Origin of the sequence: Cupriavidus lacunae (assembly GCF_003353055.1) — a bacterium.
Classification (GTDB): domain Bacteria; phylum Pseudomonadota; class Gammaproteobacteria; order Burkholderiales; family Burkholderiaceae; genus Cupriavidus; species Cupriavidus lacunae.
The window spans coordinates 149,096-165,028 of record NZ_QKWJ01000007.1 but is presented as its reverse complement, the minus strand read 5'-3'; the positions used below and the strand labels follow the sequence as shown (position 1 = coordinate 165,028).

Here is a 15,933-nt window from a genome sequence, read left to right as displayed (position 1 = left end):
TCATGCCACGCCAGAAAACTGTCTCCTCCGGAACCGTCAGCAGGGCGCGCCGTCCCAAGCAGCCGGAAGTGAAGGCTGGTGTGGCACATCCCGACGAGCGCGCCGATGCGGAAGGCTTCGAGCCTGATCTCGCGGCCGAGCTGATTCCCGTGACCGACGAGCCTATCGCCACGTCCACTTCAGTGGGCCTGCGCGAGGCCGACCTGCTTGCCGACGACAGTGAGCGCAGCGAGCGCCAACTGCGCGACGACGACGAGGACGACTCTGAGGACGAGGAAGAGGAAAGCGCGGAGAATGGCACCGACGGCGCCCCCGCCGAGCATGACGATTTCCGCACGGTACTGCATACCGAGCTGGCCGCGGACACGGTCCAGCATTACCTGAACCGCATCAGCATCAAGCCGCTGCTGTCGGCGCCGGAAGAGCTGCATTTCTCCACGCTGGCCAAGGACGGCGACTTTGCCGCGCGCCAGGTCATGATCGAGCGCAACCTGCGGCTGGTGGTCAGCATCGCCAAGGGCTACCTCAATCGTGGTGTGCCGCTGCTCGACCTGATCGAGGAAGGCAACCTCGGCCTGATGCACGCGATCGAGAAATTCGATCCGTCGCGCGGCTTCCGCTTCTCGACCTACGCGACCTGGTGGATTCGCCAGAGCATCGAGCGCGCCATCATGAACCAGGCGCGCACGGTCCGCCTGCCGGTCCACGTGATCCGCGAACTCAACCAGGTGCTGCGCGCCAAGCGCCATCTGGAGAAGGGCGGCACCGACGGGCGCGACGCCAGCCTCGAAGACATCGCCCACCTGCTGGGCAAGACGCCGGACGAAGTGCAGGACGTCCTGGCACTCAACGAACACACCACCTCGCTCGATACGCCGTTCGATCTCGATCCTGGCTCGAGCCTCCTGGATTTCCTCTCCGACGAGCACAACGCCGCCCCCGACCAGGAGGTGGCGCACCGCGAGCTGGAAGGGCTGATGAAGCTCTGGCTGGCGCGCCTGTCGGAAAAGCATCGTTATGTGGTGGAGCGCCGCTTCGGCCTTAACCATATCGAGCCCGCCACGCTGGAAGAGCTTGCCGAGGAGATGGGCCTGACGCGCGAGCGCGTGCGCCAGATCCAGCAGGAGGCGCTGGTCAAGCTCAAGCGGCATTTCGCTTCGCAAGGTGTCAGGAAGGACGCCGTTCTATGACCACTGTGCTGGTATTCGACATCGAGACCATTCCCGATGTCGCCGGCCTGCGCCGTTTGCATGACCATCCCGATGCGATGAGCGACGCCGAAGTCGCCGAGCATGCGTTTGCCGCCCGCCGCGAAAAGACCGGCAGCGATTTTCTCCCGCACTACCTGCAGCGCGTGGCCGCGATTTCCTGCGTGCTGCGCCGCACGCACCGCGACGGCTCGGCGGTGTTTCATGTCGGCTCGCTGGGCACCCCCGAAGACGGCGAGGCCACGCTGATCCAGAAGTTCTATGAACTGATCGCGCGCTACAGCCCGCAACTGGTTTCATGGAACGGCGGCGGTTTCGACCTGCCGGTGCTGCACTACCGCGGCCTGGTCAACGGTGTCACCGCGCCGCGCTACTGGGAAATGGGCGAGGGCCGCGAGGACGACAGCCGCGACTTCAAGTGGAACAACTACATCAGCCGCTACCACATGCGGCACCTGGACCTGATGGACCTGCTGGCGATGTACCAGCCCCGCGCCAGCGCGCCGCTGGATGACCTGGCCAAGCTGTGCGGCTTCCCGGGCAAGATGGGGATGGACGGCAGCAAGGTATGGCACGCTTACCAGGCCGGCCAGCTCGACGAGATCCGCGCCTATTGCGAGACCGACGTCGTCAACACCTACCTGATGTACTGCCGCTTCCAGCTGATGCGCGGCGGGCTCTCGCCGCGCGAGTTCGACATCGAGATGGAGTTCGTCCAGGAATCGCTGGCCGAGCTGCCTGGCGAGCAGTGGATGGAATACCTGCAGGCGTTCCGGCTGCAGCGTCTCACGCCGGAAGCCGAAGACCTCGAAGACTGAGGGCGCCGGCGTCCCGCCGGCACGGACTCACAGATCCAGCGACAGCAGGATCGGCTGGTGGTCCGAGCCGGCGGTATCCCCATCGACCTCGCAGCGCCGGATGCGCCCGGCGAGGTTCCCTGTCACAAACATGAAATCGCAGGCGAACGGCGGCTCAGGCCATTGCTCCTTGTCGTAGAGGGCGCAGGTGGGCGCATGCGGCTGGCCGGGATGCGTGTGCAACCAGGCATCGCGCCAGGGCGGCGTGGCATCGTCAAAGGGCTCGAGCACGCGGCGATAGGCGATATCGTCGGGTTTGCTGTTGAAGTCACCGCACAGGACGGCCTCTGACGGGCGTGGCTCGGGCGTGAACGGGCCTGGCCATTGCTCGCTGCGGCCGGGGCGTCGCGCTTGGTCGCAGGCTTCGGCGTGCCAGTTGCGCAAGGCTTCGGCCTGGGCGGCGCGCTGATGTGACGAATAATACTCCAGGTGCGTGCAGATCACGCGCAGCCGCCGGGTGCCGACTTCTACCGTGGCTTCCAGGGCCACGCGCGGCATCGACGCCACCTGCGGGTCCGCCGGCCAGGGCAGCGCATGGCGGAAGACTTCGCGCACCGGCAGGCGCGTGGCGATCAGGTTGCCAAATTGCTTGCGGCCGCCGATGGCGGTGCGCCGGTCGACACCCGGCGCATAGAGCAGGTGGTAGCCGGGCAGCAGGGCGGTCAACTCCGCTACTTGGTCGTCACCAGGGCTACCGCGCAGTTCGCCGAACCCGCGCGTGACCTCCTGCAGGCAAATCACGTCGGCGTCGGCAATGCCGCGCAGGGTGTCGACCTGGCGGCCCAGGTCGACATGCCCGTCGGCGCCACGGCCCCACTGAATATTCCACGAGATCAGTTCCATTTGCCGTCTCCGTCACGTCGGCGGGACGCTGCCACCGGTGCCGGCCCGGTCTGGCATACAATCCCGCTTTCGCAAAACAATACGTCAGGTTTCGTCTGGTGTCCCAAGCCGTGTCCTCTCCCCAAGAAACGCCGGCAGCCCCGGCCGCTGTTGCCGATCAAGGTGCTGCTCCCGTCGCAAAAGAGTCCCGTGTCCGCGCTGCCGCCGACGCTGGCGCCCCCGCGGCCGATCCCGTGGTATCGATCGACAGCCTCGACATGGAGGCCCGCGGTGTCGGCCGCCTGGTGAACGAGGATGGCACGCCCGGCAAGGTGATCTTCGTCGAGGGCGCGCTGCCCGGCGAAACCGTCAGCTACCGCAGCTACCGCCGCAAGCCCAGCTACGAGCAGGCCCACCTGGCCGAGATCCGGCAGGAATCGGTGATGCGGGTGAAGCCCGGTTGCCAGCACTTCGGTGTCTGCGGCGGGTGCTCGATGCAGCATCTGGACTCGCGCGCGCAACTGGCGATCAAGCAGCGCGTGCTGGAAGACAACCTGTGGCACCTGTCGAAGGTGAAGCCCGACGTGGTGTTCCGCCCGATCGCCGGCCCGGACTGGGGCTATCGCTACCGCGCGCGCCTGACCGTGCGCCACGTGGCCAAGAAGGGCGGGGTCCTGGTCGGTTTTCATGAGCGCAAGAGCAGCTACGTGGCCGACATGACCCGCTGCGAGATCCTGCCGCCGCATGTGTCGGCCATGCTGGTGCCGCTGCGCGAGCTGGTGGGCGGGCTGTCGATCCGCGACCGCATGCCGCAGATCGAACTGGCCGTGGGCCAGGAAGTCACCGCGCTGGTGCTGCGCATCCTGGAACCGCTGACCGATGCCGACAAGGACCTGCTGCGCGCCTTTGCCGACCAGTACCAGGTGCAGTTCTGGCTGCAGCCCAAGGGCCCGGACACGGTCTACCCGTTCTATCCGGCCGAAGCCGAGCTGGCCTACACGCTGCCGGAGTTCGGCATCCGCATGCCGTTCAAGCCGACCGACTTCACCCAGGTGAACCACCAGATCAACCGCGTGCTGATCGGCCGCGCGCTGCGTCTGCTGGATGCGCAGCCGCAGGACCGCTTGCTCGACCTGTTCTGCGGCATCGGCAACTTCACGCTGCCGCTGGCCACGCAGGGCAAGTCGGTGATGGGCATCGAAGGCAGCGAGGCCCTGACCACGCGTGCGCTGGCCAATGCCGAATACAACGGGCTGGCGGCCAGGACCGAGTTTGCGTGCCGCAATCTGTTCGAGGTCACGGCCGAGGACGTTGCTGCGCTGGGCCGCTTCGACCGCTGGCTGGTCGATCCGCCGCGCGAAGGCGCGCTGGCCGTGTGCAAGGCGCTTGGCGAACTGGCGCAGCAGGGCAGCGACGTGCTGCCGCGGCGCATCGTCTATGTCTCTTGCAGCCCCGCCACGCTGGCGCGCGACGCCGGCCTGCTGGTGCACGAGGCGGGCTACCGCCTCGCCGGCGCGGGCGTGGTCAACATGTTCCCGCATACCTCGCACGTGGAGTCGATCGCGGTATTCGATCGCGGCTGATCGCGCAGGTGTGCCCAAAGAAAAAACCGGCCATCAGGCCGGTTTTTTCATGCTGCGGGGGCGGTTGCCGTCAGTCGCGGCTGCCGCCGAAGATGCCCAGCAGCGCCAGCAGGTTGACGAAGACGTTGTACACGTCCAGGTAGATCGCCAGCGTGGCGGTGATGTAGTTGGTCTCGCCGCCGTTCACCACGCGCTGCACATCGAACAGGATGTACGCCGAGAAGATGCCGATCGCGATCACCGACACCGTGATCATCAGCGACGGCAGCTGCAGCCAGATATTGGCAACGCTGGCCAGGATCAGCAGGATCACGCCGACGAACAGGAATTTGCCGAGGCCGGAGAAATCACGCTTGCTGACCGTGGCGATGGTGGCCATCGTGCCGAACACCGCCGCCGTGCCGCCGAAGGCATACATGATCAGCGCGGGCCCGTTCGAGAACTGCAACGTCGCGCCGATCAGGCGCGACAGCATCAGGCCCATGAAGAACGTGAATGCCAGCAACAGGACCACGCCCATGCTGCTGTTCTTGGTCTTCTCGATGCCGTAGAAGAACCCGAACGCGATGCCCAGGAACAGGATCAGCGACAGTCCGGGGCTGCCCGCCATGAGGCTGAAGCCGCTGGCCACGCCGATCCACGCGCCGAGCACGGTGGGGATCATCGAGAGGGCCAGCAGCCAGTAAGTGTTGCGCAAGACCCGGTTGCGAACGACGACGTCAGTGACGGTCGACGCACTATTGCCGAAACCGTAGGTGTTCAGCTTGTTATCCATGGTGACTCCTGTCTCAAAACGGTGAGGCGCCGGGGATTCGAGGCTTCGGTTGCGAAGATTCGCATGGACCCCGGACGGAACCATCGTCAATGTGGCATCGGGTAGGCCGAATTGCAAGGGCGGAGTAATTCAAAGGGCACTCCGCACTGGTTTTACGTCCGTTCGACGCCGCTCACATTGGATGTTAGCCGGGGCGCCGCGTTCCCGGCATGACAAGGTTGTAATGTGCGCTCTGGAATACTTTGTGCCGGCTTGTGCCGCAGGGGCGGCCAGACACGCGCCAGAGCAGGGAAGACCCTCGAAAGGGTCATAGTCTTCGTGCTAGAATCGCACGTTTAATCCATTTGTAACCCCTTCATTTTTCGGAGTTTTTCATGGCGATCGAACGCACCCTGTCGATTATCAAGCCGGATGCCGTGGCCAAGAACGTGATTGGCCAGATCTACGCCCGTTTCGAGGCCGCCGGCCTGAAGATCATTGCTGCCAAGATGGTGCATCTGTCGCGCGGCGAAGCCGAGCAGTTCTATGCCGTCCACAAGGAGCGCCCGTTCTTCAAGGACCTGGTGGACTTCATGGTTTCCGGCCCGGTCATTATCCAGGCGCTGGAAGGCGAGAACGCCATCGCCAAGCACCGCGACCTGATGGGCGCCACCGACCCGAAGAAGGCCGAGAAGGGCACCATCCGCGCCGACTTCGCCGACAGCATCGACGCCAACGCCGTGCACGGTTCGGACGCCGCTGAAACGGCTGCCGTGGAAGTGGCGTTCTTCTTCCCGGGCATGAACGTCTACAGCCGCTGATTGCCTGGCGCTGCTGGACTAGACTGATACCGAAGCTGAGTTTGCCGTCATGAACGCTCTCGTCAACCTGCTCGACCTCGACGCGGACGCGCTCACCGCTTATTGCGGCGAGCTCGGCGAGAAGCCGTTCCGTGCGCGGCAACTGCAGCGCTGGATCCACCACTACGGTGCCAGCCGCTTCGACGCCATGTCGGATCTCGCCAAGTCGCTGCGCGAAAAGCTCGCGACGCGGGCCGAGATCCGTGCGCCCGCCGCCATCACCGACAACCTGTCGGCCGACGGCACGCGCAAGTGGCTGCTCGACGTGGGCGAGGGCAACGCGGTGGAAACGGTCTATATCCCCGAGGAAACGCGTGGCACGCTGTGCGTTTCCTCGCAGGCGGGATGCGCCGTCAACTGCCGGTTCTGTTCCACCGGCAAGCAAGGCTTTTCGCGCAACCTCAGCACCGGTGAAATCATCGGCCAGCTGTGGATGGCGGAGTTCGCCATGCGCGAACAACTGGGCCGCGGCCCCAAGGATGACCGCGTCATCTCCAACGTGGTGATGATGGGCATGGGCGAGCCGCTGCTGAACTACGACGCCGTCGTGCCGGCCATGCGGCTGATGCTCGACGACAATGCCTACGGCCTGTCGCGCCGCCGCGTGACGCTCTCCACCTCCGGCGTGGTGCCGATGATGGACCGGCTGTCCAAAGACCTGCCGGTAGCGCTTGCCGTGTCGCTGCACGCGTCCAACGACGCCCTGCGCGACGTGCTGGTGCCGCTGAACAAGAAGTACCCGCTGGCCGAACTGATGGCGGCATGCCGCCGCTACCTGGAATTCGCGCCGCGCGATTTCATTACTTTCGAATACTGCATGCTGGATGGCGTCAACGACGGCGTCGAGCATGCGCGGGAACTGCTGAAGCTTGTGGCCGACGTGCCGTGCAAGTTCAACCTGATCCCGTTCAACCCCTTCCCCGAATCCGGCCTGAAGCGTTCCAACAACGACCAGATCCGGCGCTTTGCGCAGGTGCTGATGGACGCGGGCATCGTGACCACCATCCGCAAGACCCGCGGCGACGACATCGATGCCGCCTGCGGCCAGCTGGCCGGGGAAGTGAAGGACCGCACGCGCCTGGCCGAACGCGGCAAGTTCGGCAAGATCACGCCACTGGTGCCGGTCAATGCCAACGGCCAGCCTCGGGAGGTTCGCCCTGCATGATCCGTCTGATCGCTGCGGCCTTTTTCGGGCTGCTGATGTTGTCCGGCTGCCAGCTGCCGCATGCGCCGGCGCAGGATCTCCAGACCGCTTCCGACCAGACCGATGCAAGGCGCCGCGCCGGCATCCGGCTGCAGCTGGCCACCAACTATCTCGAGGCCGGCCAGAATGCGGTCGCGCTTGACGAGATCAAGCAGGCCATCGCCATCGATCCGTCGCTCGCCGATGCCTACCATGTGCGCGCGCTGATCTACATGAACATGAACGAGCGGGTGCTGGCCGACGACAGCTTCCGCACCGCGGCGTCGATGCGTGGCAACGACGGCGACCTGCTCAACAACTATGGCTGGTTCCTGTGCCAGGAAGGGCGCTACGGCGAGGCCGTGCCGATGCTGCAGCGCGCGGCGTCGGCGCCGTCGGCCGGCGGCCCGGCCAAGCCCCTGATCAGCCTGGGCGCGTGCGAGCTGCGCCAGGGCCACAGTGCCGAGGCGGAGAAGAACCTGAAGGCCGCGCTCGGCTACGACCGCAACAACCCGGTGGCCAACACCAACCTCGCGCTGGTGTTCTACCGGCGCGGCGACTTCGCGCAGGCCCGGCAGTATGTCCAGCGCGTCAACAACAGCCAATTTGTCAGTGCGCAATCCCTCTGGCTGGGAGCGCGCATTGCCCACCGTGAGGGCGACGGCCGCGCGCAGGATGCGCTTGGGGCGCAGCTGCGCAGCCGCTTCCCCGACTCGCGTGAGTTGACCGCCTACGAACAAGGAGCATGGGATGAGTGAGCACGACCGCGCCGCAGGCCAGGCCGTACCGACGCAACAAGTCGGCGGGGGCGCGCACGAAGGAGACCGCGAAGCTGCCGCACGCGAGATCGGCGCAGCGCTGGCGCGCGAGCGCGAGGCGCAGCGGATGACGGTGGAAGACGTCAGCGCACGGCTGAAGGTGGCGGCAGGCAAGCTGCGCGCGATCGAGGCCGGCGACCTGCAGGCGCTGCCCGACGTGACCTTCGCCAAGGGCGTGATGCGTGCCTATGCCCGCATGCTGCATGTCGACATCGACCCGCTGCTGGCGCGTTTCCAGCCGCGCGCGGTGGCGCAGGTGGCGGAAATCGCCCGCCAGCGCGAAGGCGGCATCAACGCGGCCTTCGACGACCGCAACCGCTTCCGCTCCGGCGGCAGCGGCGGCCGCTGGGTCTGGCTGGCGCTGGTGGCGGTGGTGGTGGCCGCGGGCGCCTGGTTCGGGCTCGACCATATCCGCGCATGGATCGATGCGCGCAGCAGCGCTGCCGAAACGGTGAAGGCCGAAGCGCCCGCCGCCGAGATCCAGAGCACGGAAGCCGGCACCGTGACCGCGGCGCTGCCGCCGGTGATGGCTGCCAGCGATTCGCCGGCGCCGTCCGCCGAAACCGTCCCGGCCAGTGCCGCGGCAGCTCCCGCGGCCACGGCCACGGCCACGGCCGCGCAGGCGGCCCCGGCAGCGGCCTCGGTGCCCGCTGCCGCCACGGCTCCTGCCGCGGCAGCAGGCGAGGGCGAACTGCAGATCCGTTTTGCCGCCGATACCTGGTATGAAATCCGGGACAATAGCGGCAAGATCGTCATGGGCGGTACCGCCAAGGCTGGCCAGACCGTGGCCGGCGGCGGCACCGCTCCGTACAAGGTGGTGATCGGCAACGTCAAGGGTGTCGAGTCGCTGACGCGCAATGGCACGCCGGTCGACCTGAAGGCAGCCAACCGCAACAACGTGGCGCGCCTGACGCTGCCCTGAGGCGGGCGCAAGGTGCGGCGAGGTGCGTCTTTGCAAGGTGGTAACGCTATGAACCAACAGCTCTGTCTCCCGGTCCTGCCCGGCCCGCTGCCGCGCCGTCAGACGCGCCAGGCGCGCGTCGCGTGGGGCGACAACGTCGTGACCATCGGCGGCGGTGCGCCGGTGCGCGTGCAGTCGATGACCAATACCGACACGGTCGATGCCATCGGCACCGCGATCCAGGTCAAGGAACTGGCGCGCGCGGGCTCGGAGATCGTGCGCATTACGGTGAACACGCCCGAGGCGGCGGCCGCGGTGCCGTCGATCCGCGAGCAGCTTGACCGCATGGGTGTCGACGTGCCGCTGGTGGGTGATTTCCACTACAACGGCCACAAGCTGTTGCAGGACTATCCGGCCTGCGCCGAGGCGCTGTCCAAGTACCGCATCAACCCGGGCAACGTCGGCCAGGGTGCCAAGCGCGATACGCAGTTCGCGCAGATGATCGAGATGGCGTGCCGCTATAACAAGCCGGTGCGCATCGGCGTGAACTGGGGCAGCCTGGACCAGGACCTGCTGGCGCGCATCATGGACGAGAATGCCGGACGCGCCGAGCCGTGGCCGGCGCAGAGCGTGATGATCGAGGCGCTGATCACCTCGGCCATCGAATCGGCGAAAAAGGCCGAGGAAATCGGCCTGCCGGGCGACCAGATCATCCTGTCGTGCAAGGTGTCGCAGGTGCAGGAGCTGGTTGCGGTGTACCGCGAGCTGGCGCGCCGCTGCGACTACGCACTGCACCTCGGGCTGACCGAGGCCGGCATGGGCAGCAAGGGCATCGTGGCATCGACCGCGGCGCTGTCGGTGCTGCTGCAGGAAGGGATCGGCGACACCATCCGCATCTCGCTGACCCCGGAACCCGGAGCGCCGCGCGAGAAAGAGGTGTACGTGGGCCAGGAAATCCTGCAGACCATGGGCCTGCGCAATTTCACCCCGATGGTGATTGCATGCCCGGGATGCGGGCGCACGACCAGCACGGTGTTCCAGGAGCTGGCGGCCAGCATCCAGGCCTACCTGCGCGAGCAGATGCCGCAATGGAAGACCGCCTACCCGGGCGTCGAGGAAATGGACGTGGCCGTGATGGGCTGCATCGTCAATGGTCCGGGCGAGAGCAAGCACGCCAATATCGGCATCTCGCTGCCGGGCTCGGGTGAATCGCCCGCGGCGCCGGTGTTCGTCGACGGCGTCAAGGTGAAGACGCTGCGCGGCGAGCGCATTGCAGAAGAGTTCCAGGCGATCGTAGACGAATACGTTCGCACGCATTACGGCCCGGGCGCTGCGCGGACCGACAAAGAAGTGGCAGCCTGAGCCGGACCGGCCGGGTGCCAGCAGCCTGACAAGAACAGAATGACGCAATCCGAGAACGTGGCCGCCGAAGGCGCCAAGACCGAACCGAAGGTACGCCCCGCCAAAGCCCTGCAGGGCGTGAAGGGCATGAACGACATGCTGCCGGCCGACGCGCCGCTGTGGGAGCATTTCGAGAATGCCGCCCGGGCCATGCTGCGCGCCTACGGCTACCAGCAGATCCGCACGCCGATCGTCGAGCATACGCAGCTGTTCGTGCGCGGCATCGGCGAGGTCACCGACATCGTCGAGAAGGAAATGTACTCCTTCACCGATTCGCTCAACGGCGAGCAGCTGACGCTGCGCCCGGAAGGCACCGCCGCGGCCGTGCGCTCCACCATCGAGCACAACCTGCTGTACGACGGCCCGAAGCGCCTGTGGTACACCGGCCCGATGTTCCGCCACGAGCGCCCGCAGCGCGGCCGCTATCGCCAGTTCCACCAGCTTGGCGCCGAGGCGCTGGGCTTTGCCGGCCCGGACGTCGACGCCGAGATCATCCTGATGTGCCAGCGCCTGTGGGACGACCTGGGCCTGGTCGGCGTGCGCCTGGAGCTCAATTCGCTGGGGCAGGCCCATGAGCGCGCCGCGCACCGCGAAGAACTGATCAAGTACCTGGAAGGCTTCCGGGACATCCTGGACGACGACAGCAAGCGCCGCCTGTACACCAACCCGCTGCGCGTGCTGGACACCAAGAACCCGGCGCTGCAGGAGATGGCGTCCAACGCGCCCAAGCTGATCGACTTCCTGGGCGAAGAGTCGCTGGCGCACTTCGAGGGCGTGCAGCGCCTGCTGAAGGCCAACAACATCCCGTTCAAGATCAACCCGCGCCTGGTGCGCGGCCTGGACTATTACAACCTGACGGTGTTCGAGTGGATCACCGACAAGCTGGGCGCCCAGGGCACCATCGCCGGCGGCGGGCGCTATGACCCGCTGATCGCACAGATGGGCGGCAAGCCGGCGCCGGCCTGCGGCTGGGCCATGGGCATCGAGCGCATCATCGAGCTGATCCGCGAAGAGGGCGTGGTGCCCGAAGCGGTGGGTTGCGACGTCTACCTGGTGCACCAGGGCGAGGCGGCCGCGCAGCAGGCGATGGTGGCCGCCGAGCGCCTGCGCGACGCGGGCCTGGACGTGGTGCTGCATGCCAGCCCGGACGGCAAGGGCGGCAGCTTCAAGTCGCAGATGAAGCGCGCGGATGCAAGCGGCGCGGCCTATGCCGTTATCATTGGCGACGACGAAGTGGCCGCGGGCGTGGTCCAGGTCAAGGAACTCCGCCAGCGCGATCAGGCCGAAGGCGGTGGGCAACAGGCCACCGTGCCGGCTGAAGGGCTGGTCGATTACCTGATCGACGCCATGGTCGGCGCCAGCGAATAACGCGCGCCGCCACCGCAGTACCCGAGTATCCAACCAACGCAGGTGATTGCCTCGACATGGCTTACGATCTAGAAGAACAGGAACAGCTTGAGAATCTGAAGACCTGGTGGCGCCAGTACGGCAATGCGCTGACCTGGGTGCTGATCATTGCGCTGCTGGCGTTTGCCGGCTGGAACGGCTGGAAGTACTGGGAGCGCAAGCAGGCCGGTGAGGCCGCGGTGCTGTACGAGCAGGTGCTCAAGGCCGCCGAGGCACGCGATGTCGAGCGCATCAAGCGCGCCGCGACCGACCTGGAAGACAAGTTTGGCCGCACCGCATACGGCCCGATGAGCGCGCTGGTCGCGGGCCGCGTGCTGTACGATGCGGGCGACCTGGCCGCGGCCAAGAGCCAGCTGCAATGGGCCATCGACCACGGCGATGAAGCCTATTCGCACCTGGCGCGCGTGCGCCTGGCTGGCGTGCTGCTTGACGAGAAGGCCTATGACCAGGGCCTGGCGCTGCTCAAGGATGAGCCGCCGGCCGCGTTCGCCGCGCTGTATGCGGACCGCCGCGGCGACCTGCTCGCCGCACAGGACAAGCGCGACGATGCGCGCACGGCCTATCGCAAGGCGCTGGACAAGCTGGACCAGGCCGAGCCGGCGATGCGCCAGATCATCCAGTTCAAGCTCGATGCGCTGGGCACGGCCTGATCCGGCCGCTCCCGAACTCGTGCCATACCGTTTATCCCGCGGATCGAAAAACAGGACCGTAATTCTATGACGTCAGTGCTTTCCCGTGCCGTACATCGCCAGCCCGCCCGCACCATGAGCCGTGCGCTGGTGGTAGCCGCCTGCCTGGCCGCACTGGGCGGCTGCTCGCTGTTCAGCAAGGAAAACAAGCACCCGCCCGCCGAGCTCAAGCCGGTATCGGCCACGTTGCAGGTGCGCCAGGCCTGGAAGGCCGATGTCGGCAAGAGCGGCCCTTATTCGATGCAGCCGGCCGCGGCGGGCAACAATGTCTATGTGTCGTCCAACAACGGCAACGTGATGGCGCTGGAAGGTGCCAGCGGACGCCTGCTGTGGAAGGCCAAGACCGACGTCGACCTGACCTCCGGTCCGGGCAGCGATGGTTCGGTGACCGCGGTCGCGGGCGAAAAGGGCGCGGTCTATGCCTTTGACGCCAGCGGCAAGCAGATCTGGAAGAAACAGGTCAACGGCGAGGTGCTGTCGGCGCCGCTGGTCGGCAACGGCCTGGTGGTGGTGCGCACCACCGACACGCGCGTGTTCGGCCTGGACGCCGAGACCGGCGAGCGCCGCTGGATCTACCAGCGTTCGCAGACCCCGCTCAACCTGCGTGCGGCGATGGGGATGGTGTTCGCCGGCGACGGCATCGTGATGGGCTTTCCCGGCGGCAAGCTGGGCGTGCTGACGCCGGGTAACGGCGTGCTGCGCTGGGAAAGCGCGGTCTCGTACCCGAAGGGCGTGTCGGAGATCGAGCGCCTGAACGACGTCACCGGCCTGCCCATGGTCAGCGGCCGCCAGGTCTGCGCCACTACCTTCCAGGGCCGGATCGCCTGCCTGGAGCTGGCCAGCGGCCAGCCGCAGTGGGGCAAGGATTTCTCGTCGCCGAGCGGCCCCGCGCAGGATGACAATGCGATCTACGCCAGCGACGAGCAGTCGGTGGTGCATGCCTTCGACCGCCAGAACGGCGCCGAACGCTGGAAGAACGCCGACCTGCGCAACCGCCGCCTGGGCGCGCCGCTGGCGCTGGGCCGCTCGCTGGTGATAGGCGACTTCGAAGGCTATGTCCACTTCATGTCGCGCGAAGACGGCCAGGTCGTCGCACGCATGAAGACCGATGGCAGTGCCATCACCGCCGCGCCCGTAGTGGCGGGGCAGACCCTGGTGATCCAGACCCGCGACGGCGACGTCTACGGTTTCCAGCCTGGCTGACCGGGCGCCAGGCCCTAATGCGCGCTGCCGTACACCTGTCGGTACGGTCAGCGCCGAATCCGGTAGCATGATCCTTAGCGCGGCAATTGCAGCGGGTCCGTTGACCCGGTGCCGCGCCCGACAGGACAAGCGGCAGTCCGCGCCCAGGTGGCGCGGACTGCCGTCGGACCCATTGACTCCGGAGTTACCGGGGGGCGGCAATTGCCGGCCCCCGTTTCCGTTTATTGCATGAAACCAGTTATCGCACTTGTCGGCCGCCCCAATGTGGGCAAGTCGACGCTATTCAACCGCATGACCCGCTCGCGCGACGCCCTTGTCGCCGACCTGCCGGGCCTGACGCGCGACCGCCATTACGGGGAAGGACGCATCGGCGAACGTCCGTTCATTGCCATCGATACCGGCGGCTTCGAGCCGGTGGTCAAGGAGGGCATCGTCGCCGAGATGGCCAAGCAGACCAAGCAGGCAGTGGTCGAGGCCGACGTGGTGATCTTCATCGTCGACGGCCGCCTCGGCCTGGCGCCGCAGGACCGTGCCATTGCCGACTACCTGCGCAAGACCGGCCGGCGCATCATGCTGGCGGTCAACAAGGCCGAGGGCATGAAGTACACCTCGGTGGCGGCCGACTTCTACGAGCTGGGCATGGGCGATCCGTACGCGATCTCCGCTGCCCACGGTGACGGCGTGAGCGAACTGGTCGACGAAGCCATCGAGCTGGCCGTCCAGGAGCGCCCCGAACTGGCCGAGGAAGTATCCGACGAAGGCAAGGGCGTCAAGATCGCCATCGTCGGGCGCCCCAATGTGGGGAAATCCACGCTGGTCAACACCCTGATCGGCGAAGAGCGCGTGATCGCGTTCGACATGCCCGGCACCACGCGCGACGCCATCTACGTGGAGTTCGAGCGCGGCGGCAAGCCCTATACGCTGATCGATACGGCCGGCCTGCGCCGGCGCGGCAAGGTGTTCGAGGCGATCGAGAAGTTCTCGGTGGTCAAGACGCTGCAGTCGATCGCGGATGCCAACGTGGTGATCCTGCTGCTCGACGCGCAACAGGATATTTCCGAGCAGGATGCGCACATCGCCGGCTTTATCGTGGAGTCGGGCCGTGCGCTGGTGGTGGGCGTCAACAAATGGGACGGGCTGGACGGCCATACCCGCGACCGCATCAAGCACGACCTGGAACGCAAGCTGCAATTCCTGAGCTTCGCGAACTTCCATTTTGTGTCGGCACGCGAGCGCACCGGTATCGGCGCGCTGATGCGTTCCGTCGATGACGCCTTTGCCGCGGCCATGGTCAAGCTGCCGACGCCGCAACTGACGCGCGTGCTGCAGGAGGCCGTGGAGTTCCAGCAGCCCAAGCGCGTCGGCGCGTCGCGCCCGAAGCTGCGCTACGCGCACCAGGGCGGCTCGAACCCGCCCATCATCGTGGTCCACGGCAATGCCCTGTCGGGCGTGGCGGAAACCTACCGGCGCTACCTGGAAAACCGTTTCCGTTCGGCATTCAAGCTCAAGGGCACGCCCCTTCGCATCGAATTTCGCACGAACAAAAATCCGTACGCGGACTCGAAGGATTGAGTCCGGAATCGGATCCTTGCGGGGCCAGTTTTCGTTTGCGTTCGTTTGGAACTGCGGCTAAATTCACGGTAGCAGGGGGTTCCCTGTGCATTGACGCCAACTTGGTACCGTTTTTGATCTTTTTTCTGGCGCGTTTTTGCGCCGACTGACTTGAACCGGGGATTTCCACCCCCATCATTCACCACTAAACCTATAAATTTGGAGTGTGCCATGAGCAACAAAGGGCAACTGCTACAAGACCCGTTCCTGAACGCGCTGCGCAAAGAGCACGTGCCGGTTTCCATCTATCTCGTCAATGGCATCAAGCTGCAAGGCAATATCGAATCGTTCGACCAGTATGTCGTCCTGCTGCGCAATACCGTGACGCAGATGGTCTACAAACATGCGATCTCCACCGTCGTTCCGGCGCGCGCGGTCAATTTCCGCGTGGATGATTCCGCCGAGGCCTGATCTGACTGATCTGCCCGAGGGCATCGCGCGGGCGCCAGGCGGCGCCGCCTCGATGCCTGGCACCGGTGTGCCAATGCGCCCGGTGCCGAGCGGTCCGGCGGTTGCCAGTGCAGCCGCCGCTGCCGCCACGTTCCGCACCATGCGGCGGCCTGTCCCGGCAGGGGCCAGGACAGTGTCCGACATCCGCCAGCCTTCCCCCTGAACCCGTATTTCCCAGCGCATTCG

Annotated in this window: 15 protein-coding genes; 13 read left to right on the top strand and 2 right to left on the bottom strand. The window is 66.2% G+C overall.

The window, feature by feature from the left end; genetic code table 11:
* Window positions 1–2 precede the first annotated feature (2 nt).
* The gene (gene rpoS / locus DN412_RS08995) at window positions 3–1,190 is read left to right on the top strand and encodes an RNA polymerase sigma factor RpoS (protein WP_078196836.1); all 1,188 of its coding nucleotides are present in this window, start codon (window positions 3–5) and stop codon (window positions 1,188–1,190) included.
* Window positions 1,187–2,026: a 3'-5' exonuclease gene (locus DN412_RS08990; protein ID WP_115014163.1), complete on the top strand. Its 840-nt coding sequence runs from the start codon at window positions 1,187–1,189 to the stop codon at window positions 2,024–2,026. The genes rpoS and DN412_RS08990 overlap by 4 nt, the downstream gene beginning before the upstream one ends.
* Before the next feature lie 27 nt (window positions 2,027–2,053).
* On the opposite strand, the gene DN412_RS08985 is transcribed toward DN412_RS08990, so the two are convergent.
* Window positions 2,054–2,908, bottom strand: a complete 855-nt coding sequence (locus tag DN412_RS08985) for an endonuclease/exonuclease/phosphatase family protein (RefSeq protein ID WP_115014162.1) — start codon at window positions 2,906–2,908, stop codon at window positions 2,054–2,056.
* Between the two features lie 257 nt (window positions 2,909–3,165).
* On the opposite strand from DN412_RS08985, the gene rlmD reads away from it, so the two are divergent.
* Window positions 3,166–4,470: a 23S rRNA (uracil(1939)-C(5))-methyltransferase RlmD gene (rlmD, locus tag DN412_RS08980; RefSeq protein ID WP_244222599.1), complete on the top strand. Its 1,305-nt coding sequence runs from the start codon at window positions 3,166–3,168 to the stop codon at window positions 4,468–4,470.
* A gap of 70 nt (window positions 4,471–4,540) precedes the next feature.
* Here rlmD and DN412_RS08975 read toward each other — a convergent pair whose 3' ends face one another.
* Window positions 4,541–5,245: a Bax inhibitor-1/YccA family protein gene (locus DN412_RS08975; protein WP_078196832.1), complete on the bottom strand. Its 705-nt coding sequence runs from the start codon at window positions 5,243–5,245 to the stop codon at window positions 4,541–4,543.
* A 374-nt stretch (window positions 5,246–5,619) separates the two neighbouring features.
* Here DN412_RS08975 and ndk point away from each other — a divergent pair, with 374 nt between their 5' ends.
* The 10 genes from ndk to hfq all read left to right on the top strand — a co-directional run bounded on the left by ndk (window position 5,620) and on the right by hfq (window position 15,708).
* On the top strand, window positions 5,620–6,045 hold the full coding sequence (gene ndk, locus DN412_RS08970; protein WP_078196831.1) for a nucleoside-diphosphate kinase: 426 nt from the start codon (window positions 5,620–5,622) through the stop codon (window positions 6,043–6,045).
* 49 nt (window positions 6,046–6,094) lie between these two features.
* Window positions 6,095–7,249, top strand: coding sequence for a dual-specificity RNA methyltransferase RlmN (rlmN, locus tag DN412_RS08965; protein ID WP_078196830.1), 1,155 nt, complete (start codon window positions 6,095–6,097; stop codon window positions 7,247–7,249).
* A complete protein-coding gene (gene pilW / locus DN412_RS08960) occupies window positions 7,246–8,025 on the top strand; it encodes a type IV pilus biogenesis/stability protein PilW (protein ID WP_115014160.1) in 780 nt (259 codons plus the stop codon). The genes rlmN and pilW overlap by 4 nt, the downstream gene beginning before the upstream one ends.
* Window positions 8,018–9,007, top strand: a complete 990-nt coding sequence (locus tag DN412_RS08955) for a RodZ domain-containing protein (protein WP_115014159.1) — start codon at window positions 8,018–8,020, stop codon at window positions 9,005–9,007. The genes pilW and DN412_RS08955 overlap by 8 nt, the downstream gene beginning before the upstream one ends.
* Window positions 9,008–9,055: 48 nt before the next feature.
* Window positions 9,056–10,348, top strand: a complete 1,293-nt coding sequence (ispG, locus tag DN412_RS08950; protein WP_115014158.1) for a flavodoxin-dependent (E)-4-hydroxy-3-methylbut-2-enyl-diphosphate synthase — start codon at window positions 9,056–9,058, stop codon at window positions 10,346–10,348.
* 39 nt (window positions 10,349–10,387) lie between these two features.
* Window positions 10,388–11,755 carry a histidine--tRNA ligase gene (gene hisS, locus DN412_RS08945; protein WP_115014157.1) on the top strand — a complete coding sequence of 456 codons (1,368 nt, stop codon included), beginning with the start codon at window positions 10,388–10,390 and terminating at the stop codon, window positions 11,753–11,755.
* A gap of 56 nt (window positions 11,756–11,811) precedes the next feature.
* A complete protein-coding gene (locus DN412_RS08940) occupies window positions 11,812–12,444 on the top strand; it encodes a tetratricopeptide repeat protein (protein ID WP_115014156.1) in 633 nt (210 codons plus the stop codon).
* A gap of 66 nt (window positions 12,445–12,510) precedes the next feature.
* A complete protein-coding gene (gene bamB, locus DN412_RS08935) occupies window positions 12,511–13,686 on the top strand; it encodes an outer membrane protein assembly factor BamB (protein ID WP_115014155.1) in 1,176 nt (391 codons plus the stop codon).
* 228 nt (window positions 13,687–13,914) lie between these two features.
* Window positions 13,915–15,258, top strand: coding sequence for a ribosome biogenesis GTPase Der (gene der / locus DN412_RS08930; RefSeq protein WP_078196823.1), 1,344 nt, complete (start codon window positions 13,915–13,917; stop codon window positions 15,256–15,258).
* A 210-nt stretch (window positions 15,259–15,468) separates the two neighbouring features.
* Entirely contained in the window at window positions 15,469–15,708 is a 240-nt protein-coding gene (gene hfq, locus DN412_RS08925; RefSeq protein ID WP_012353158.1) for an RNA chaperone Hfq, read from the top strand.
* Window positions 15,709–15,933 lie beyond the last annotated feature (225 nt).

Bases quoted from the DNA above. Each gene is read 5' to 3' on its own strand.
- pilW (WP_115014160.1), top strand. From the start codon at position 7,246: ATGATCCGTCTGATCGCTGCGGCCTTTTTCGGGCTGCTGATGTTGTCC.
- DN412_RS08940 (WP_115014156.1), top strand. From the start codon at position 11,812: ATGGCTTACGATCTAGAAGAACAGGAACAGCTTGAGAATCTGAAGACC.
- ispG (WP_115014158.1), top strand. From the start codon at position 9,056: ATGAACCAACAGCTCTGTCTCCCGGTCCTGCCCGGCCCGCTGCCGCGC.
- DN412_RS08985 (WP_115014162.1), bottom strand. From the start codon at position 2,908: ATGGAACTGATCTCGTGGAATATTCAGTGGGGCCGTGGCGCCGACGGG.
- rpoS (WP_078196836.1), top strand. From the start codon at position 3: ATGCCACGCCAGAAAACTGTCTCCTCCGGAACCGTCAGCAGGGCGCGC.
- der (WP_078196823.1), top strand. From the start codon at position 13,915: ATGAAACCAGTTATCGCACTTGTCGGCCGCCCCAATGTGGGCAAGTCG.
- hisS (WP_115014157.1), top strand. From the start codon at position 10,388: ATGACGCAATCCGAGAACGTGGCCGCCGAAGGCGCCAAGACCGAACCG.
- rlmN (WP_078196830.1), top strand. From the start codon at position 6,095: ATGAACGCTCTCGTCAACCTGCTCGACCTCGACGCGGACGCGCTCACC.
- DN412_RS08990 (WP_115014163.1), top strand. From the start codon at position 1,187: ATGACCACTGTGCTGGTATTCGACATCGAGACCATTCCCGATGTCGCC.
- hfq (WP_012353158.1), top strand. From the start codon at position 15,469: ATGAGCAACAAAGGGCAACTGCTACAAGACCCGTTCCTGAACGCGCTG.
- bamB (WP_115014155.1), top strand. From the start codon at position 12,511: ATGACGTCAGTGCTTTCCCGTGCCGTACATCGCCAGCCCGCCCGCACC.
- DN412_RS08955 (WP_115014159.1), top strand. From the start codon at position 8,018: ATGAGTGAGCACGACCGCGCCGCAGGCCAGGCCGTACCGACGCAACAA.
- ndk (WP_078196831.1), top strand. From the start codon at position 5,620: ATGGCGATCGAACGCACCCTGTCGATTATCAAGCCGGATGCCGTGGCC.
- rlmD (WP_244222599.1), top strand. From the start codon at position 3,166: ATGGAGGCCCGCGGTGTCGGCCGCCTGGTGAACGAGGATGGCACGCCC.
- DN412_RS08975 (WP_078196832.1), bottom strand. From the start codon at position 5,245: ATGGATAACAAGCTGAACACCTACGGTTTCGGCAATAGTGCGTCGACC.